Origin of the sequence: Agrobacterium sp. MS2, assembly GCF_003261015.1 — a bacterium.
Classification (GTDB): domain Bacteria; phylum Pseudomonadota; class Alphaproteobacteria; order Rhizobiales; family Rhizobiaceae; genus Agrobacterium; species Agrobacterium pusense.
Window position 1 is genome coordinate 48,141 of record NZ_QLNF01000033.1, and the last position, 5,158, is coordinate 53,298.

The 5,158-nt window shown below is 56.3% G+C and carries 5 protein-coding genes and 1 pseudogene; 3 read left to right on the forward strand and 3 right to left on the reverse strand.

The genetic code is table 11. The features are described 5' to 3' along the window. From DOU54_RS28085 to DOU54_RS13380, 3 genes and pseudogenes are all read left to right on the forward strand, one after another. Window positions 1-142 (forward strand): annotated as a pseudogene (locus tag DOU54_RS28085) (alpha/beta fold hydrolase); the annotation flags it as partial. A 98-nt stretch (window positions 143-240) separates the two neighbouring features. Next, complete coding sequence (locus tag DOU54_RS13375; RefSeq protein ID WP_037094991.1) at window positions 241-702, forward strand: RidA family protein; 462 nt, start codon at window positions 241-243, stop codon at window positions 700-702. A gap of 65 nt (window positions 703-767) precedes the next feature. After that, entirely contained in the window at window positions 768-1,499 is a 732-nt protein-coding gene (locus DOU54_RS13380) for a gamma-glutamylcyclotransferase (protein WP_022557529.1), read from the forward strand. A 532-nt stretch (window positions 1,500-2,031) separates the two neighbouring features. On the opposite strand, the gene DOU54_RS13385 is transcribed toward DOU54_RS13380, so the two are convergent. From DOU54_RS13385 to DOU54_RS13395, 3 genes are all read right to left on the reverse strand, one after another. Continuing rightward, entirely contained in the window at window positions 2,032-2,646 is a 615-nt protein-coding gene (locus DOU54_RS13385) for a PAS domain-containing protein (protein ID WP_286079904.1), read from the reverse strand. A gap of 245 nt (window positions 2,647-2,891) precedes the next feature. Next, on the reverse strand, window positions 2,892-3,407 hold the full coding sequence (locus DOU54_RS13390; RefSeq protein WP_113731400.1) for a YidB family protein: 516 nt from the start codon (window positions 3,405-3,407) through the stop codon (window positions 2,892-2,894). A 1,113-nt stretch (window positions 3,408-4,520) separates the two neighbouring features. Then, window positions 4,521-5,120 carry a general stress protein gene (locus DOU54_RS13395; protein WP_113731401.1) on the reverse strand — a complete coding sequence of 200 codons (600 nt, stop codon included), beginning with the start codon at window positions 5,118-5,120 and terminating at the stop codon, window positions 4,521-4,523. Between the last annotated feature and the right edge of the window lie 38 nt (window positions 5,121-5,158).

Sequence of the window (5,158 nt, forward strand, 5' to 3'; positions counted from 1 at the left end):
TCCGATCGCCGACTCCGCCCTGAAATCGGTGAAGCTGCTGAAAAACGGCACACTGAAGACCTATCCCGGCTTCTCGCATGGCATGCTCACCGTCAATGCCGATGTGCTGAACGCCGATCTCCTGGCCTTCATCCGGTCCTAACCACATCGCGGGAACTTGTCGTTCCCCCATACCCGCCGTCTCCCAAATTCAGATACCCATACGCGCGGAAAGCGCTACTTCACGATTGGAAACTAATCATGTCGACGACCGAATCTGTCAGGAAAATCGTAAACCACGGCGTGGCCTGGGAGCAGGCTTTCGGATATGCGCAGGCTGTCCAGATCAAGGACACGATCTATATCTCGGGACAGCTCAGCCACGATGGCGATGGAAAGCTCGTGGCGCCCGCCACCCTTGACGCCGGAGGCCGGCCAGCCGACTTCACGCGGATGGAAGACCAGATCCGTCAGACTTACGTCAATGCCAGGAAGCTGCTCGCCGAATTCGGCGCCTCTCTCAATGACGTTGTGGAAGAGACACTTTTTGTTCTCGACATCCCGAGCGCGTTCGCAGCCGGAGCCAAGGTCCGCAAGGAGATGTACGGTACAGATACGCCGCCGGTAGCAAGCAACCTGATCGGAGTGGGCGCGCTGGCATTCCCTGAACAGATCGTGGAGATCACGTTCCGCGCGGTGGTCGACGTGCCGCCCGCCTCATAAGGCAGCAGCCGCTCCAAACGCCACCGGTGAACTCGGCCGCGAACATCTTAGGACAGGTTTTCCGAATGCCTAGACCATCTTCCGTCAAAACACGATCGCCAGCAACCTTGCATCTGACCTCGGAACTCGTTGCCAGGTCGTTCAGAGTCGTCGAAGAGGAAGGCCCGGAGCCAGACTGGACGCCAATCTCGCCCGAGCAACTCGACGAGCTTGTCCAACGGGTAGAGAAGCAAGCTGGCGAAGAGGAAATCTGGATATTCGCCTATGGCTCATTGATGTGGAACCCCGGATTTGAAGTGGCGGGCATGGAAAACGCCGTCGTCCACGGTTGGCATCGTGCGTTCTCGCTAAGGATCGAACGGCTTCGTGCCACCTCGGACGCGCCGGGTCTGATGCTCGCCCTTCAGCCAGGGGGAAGCTGTTCCGGCGTGGTTCTCAAGCTTCCATGTGCTACAAAGAAACGAGATCTCCGGAACCTTCTGGCGCGCGAAATCCGGTATGCTGAGGTGTCTGACATGGTACGTTGGGTCACGGTCAAGACGCCGGCGGGCGCCCGTCGGGTACTAACGTTCTGGGCAAGCCCTAAGCAGTCGCCGCTGACATACAAGGTGCCTCTCAATGAGGCCGCCGCGCTGATCGCCCAGGCGTGCGGGCCGGCCGGTTCCTGCGCGGAATATCTGCATCGCACGGTTCTTGATCTCTCGGAGCGCAACATTTTCGATCGAAATCTCTGGCAGTTGCAAAAACTTGTCGCGGAAAGGCTTCAAGCTCTTCCGCGACATGCTCATCCCGCATGACAATATATGCCGCCCGTTTCTTGAAGCGTTTTGAGCAGGCGATACTGTGGAGCTGGATAGTAGATAGTAGAAGGTCAAAAATAAAACCAACGGCCAGTCCGTGAAAGGCATCAACAAGGGACCGTCCGCCTATGTCACCTTGATTACGTCAGCAATTAATGCCGGCGGGTAAATTAAGCGCGCGTTTTTACGCCTGTTGCTTGATTAAATGAAATACGCCCTGATTAAATAAAGACTGTCGGCCGCAAGCCGTGTCAGCATGTTCTGCTGTCGACGATGTCTTTCGTTGCAGGCCAGAGTTCGGTTTTCGTCAAGGCGCCTACACGCGCCAATGGTTTCAAACGGCGTCGTTACAGTGAAGCCGAGAAAAGAAAGAAATCTGTGTTTCTGCCGCGAAAGCACCGCACTCGCGCACTACCTACGAACGCGGTGGGCGAGTGCCAGAAGCGCATGAAAAGGTCAGAAGGCCGGTTGCCGTACGGCTCACGTTCTCCTCGCTGGTGTCAGAAGCTGCTCATTACGCGCCCTCCGTTCACGTTTGAAGCTCCGAAGACGACATCGATCTCAGCGCCGAAAAAAGGTATCGTTCGGTGAGCTCAAGCCCCGCATTCCTGGCGATTTTTACAGCGGATGTTATTTGCGATTCCAGATGACCCGTCTCGAGTTTCGTCTCAGCGGTCTGCTCAATGAGTACGACCCCGGAATAGATTGAAGGAAGATTGTCCAGGTCTCGAGAGCAGGAGCCCATACTCAGAAGAGATTTTCGACGTCCGCTGGGACACTCGATTGCATACGGCGAGACGAGTGGTTCACCCCCCAGAATGACTTCATGAATTCTAGCGGCCAGCCGTGGCCGATCTTCCTCCACGATACGTTCAAGAATAAACTCAACTGGAACACCGCGCGCGAGTTCTCCTTCGTCGATTTCATATATCTGTGAAAAAGCCTTGTCAGCAGTCAGGCTGTTTTCTCGGAGACACCATGAATAAAAGCCCGCGCCCTTCATCAGAACCTGGGCAACTTGCATATGCGGTTGCTTCATGGATTTGTACCCCCATCCATCGGCGGCACCTTGCAACACATTTATTTTCCGGGCAATGGTGCCGGGCACCAATCTCCAAACCCGTCCATCGCCTTTGGGCTCCATGTCGCCCGCCCAGCCACCTGGTTGCAGGCAAGTTCCGCGAAGGGTTTACGGTGGCGGTGAGAACCGCGGCGTTTTGACCGATGTTTCCTGATTAGCGGAAATCGGGCCTGCCGCCTCCATTTTCCTGTTGCTCCAGAGAGTGAAAAGCGTCCGCAATATCTTGTATGCCGACCTCACGCGGCCAGCATTTACTCAACAGATCAAGCAGCCCACAGCGTGTCAGTGCTGTCCAGCAACGATTTGTATCAGGGCTTCGGAACCTGCTGGTCGGATGGAATGGTCCCATCTGGCGTCAGTTCATCGACAGCTTGCGGTAGATCCTTGCTAAGACGCGCCAATATCTCTTCACGCGACAGACGTGTCTTCGCGGCCAATTCATCGAGGACCTCCGGCCCGATCGCCTCTGAGAGTTCGTCGGCGTTGATGTCGTCGTTTGCCCCTGGCTTGATCCAGGATTCCGCCTTCTGCCCGAAGCCGTTTTGTTGGAACGTCTTGAGAAGGTCGCTCAGACCACCGCTTAAAATCCCTCCTGAGGTGAGCCCGTCGAAAATGGATCCGATGCCGCCGGAGTCCCTGCCGCCACCGAGCTTGCCGAATAGGTCGCCGCCGCCCGACCGCGGTGAGGCCGATCCTTTATCCCGGTTGGCTTCGGCGGACTGCTGCGCGTTCAACCCCCTCAGAAATTCCGCGATTTTCTCCCTATTCTGATAGCCTGCTACCGCAAGTACACCCAGCAATGCTTTCAGTTGGCCGCTCACCATGATTTTTCTCCTTGTTTTCGTGGGCCCCGAGAAAACATGGCGACGTGGCCCTCTCGCAAAAACAAAACGACTCGTCGGCAATGAGGTTCCATGAGGTCAATGGATGGAGACTGGCAGCCGCTTCTTCTGATAAACGCGCTAATGAACGGGCTGGGAGGGAGAGAAACGGATGTCCGATAGCGGCGCCATGCGGGTGGCGCCCCTGAGAGCAAGCTACCTTCCGCTCATGTCGTTCACTTCGTTCGGCGAGGTCGAGACGCCATAAGATTTTCGCCCAACTTGGATCGTCCGGCAATGACGGCAGTCCTGCGCCATGCCTAGGTCGAGCGGAGGCTTTCGGGATCTTAAATGCAGGCGCGGGGAAATTTTTCATCATCGACAGGAGAGCGGCCGCGCGAAATTAGTGTCGTTCCAGGCCGCGGCTGGCCTGGTGCGATTTTGAGGATGTGCCCGCATTTTGCGCGTCATGATGAACCCATTTGAAGAACGGGTAGACGGGCATGAAAATGACAAGCAAGGTGAGGATTGAAACGAGCATCTGAAATGGACGTTAGTGACGAAAAATTCGACCTGAATCTGTGTATACCTGCGCGACGCAATGTCACGATCGCAGTTAGAGTTTATTAATTATGCCAGGGGCGTGCGTTACTTCGCTGTCCGAACTTGCGAACCAATTGTCTGCGCTGCAATCACTGTGATCAGCATGGCCGCAAATATTGTAGACAAGGTGACGATCATGAAAAGTTTCGGAAAATGTCAGTGTCTCCGACGCGGGCGCGCGGACGCTGTACAAGCCGCGCCACATTATAATTGACGGTAATTATTAAAACTTGGTTTGCAATATTCCTTGCGTGAACGGACGGTACCGAAAGGGGATCCGGGCGAAATTGCAAGGTTTGCATGCCGAGAGATATCACGAAGGGGCAAGTGGCACTTACGGCCGACTGGCTGTTCCGCTTACGAATTCTGCATACTAATTAGAGCGGGTGGAATGAAATCTCTGCCGCAGACCGTTGAATTAATCGCGGCAATTTTCTGGTGTACGAGATCTTTATCAAAGGTGGTATCGGGCGTCACTAGAGGGGCGCCACCGTAGCGCCCCTCCTGAAACTCTCACATACCATTGCCGCGATAGCGAAGCCGTTCCTGTTCGATCTGTTCGGCCTCGTAGGGCGACAGCGTTTCGTCGAAATGCGTCCATCCTTGCTTCTCGTACGCGGCGCGACGTTCTGTCTGTTCGACCCAATTCGACCGTTTGAGAATGGCTTCAGCCTCCGGCGCCAAGGCGTCATCTACCTTTGCGGTGACGAGGGTGCCCCCCCGGCGGACGCCTTCCGCGTAGAAGTGGGCATCTCGTTCCGGGACGCCGGAGCTCGTCAGTGCGCCAATAATCCCGCCAGCGGCCCCACCTGCAACCGCACCGGCTGCCGCGCCCGCTGCAGTCGCTGCAAGCCAGCCAGCTGCAACGACCGGACCGACGCCCGGAATGGCCATCAAGCCAAGGCCGGTGAGCAGGCCGCCCGCGCCGCCGACGACCGCACCGATCCCCGCGCCAGTTCCGGCCCCTTCTGCGGCATTCGACTCTTCGTGCCGCCGATCGCCGTTATTGGAAACGATACTGATATCGCTGGATGGTACGCCCTGAGCTTCGAGTTCACTGACGGCGGAACTTGCGTCTGCGTAATCGTCAAAAAGTCCGGTAACAGTTCTCATAACATCCTCCTAGAGGTTACTTGGCAACAACATTGCCC

Coding starts and splice junctions, on each gene's coding strand:
- DOU54_RS13375 (WP_037094991.1), top strand. CDS start 241: ATGTCGACGACCGAATCTGTCAGGAAAATCGTAAACCACGGCGTGGCC.
- DOU54_RS13380 (WP_022557529.1), top strand. CDS start 768: ATGCCTAGACCATCTTCCGTCAAAACACGATCGCCAGCAACCTTGCAT.
- DOU54_RS13385 (WP_286079904.1), bottom strand. CDS start 2,646: ATGGAGCCCAAAGGCGATGGACGGGTTTGGAGATTGGTGCCCGGCACC.
- DOU54_RS13390 (WP_113731400.1), bottom strand. CDS start 3,407: ATGGTGAGCGGCCAACTGAAAGCATTGCTGGGTGTACTTGCGGTAGCA.
- DOU54_RS13395 (WP_113731401.1), bottom strand. CDS start 5,120: ATGAGAACTGTTACCGGACTTTTTGACGATTACGCAGACGCAAGTTCC.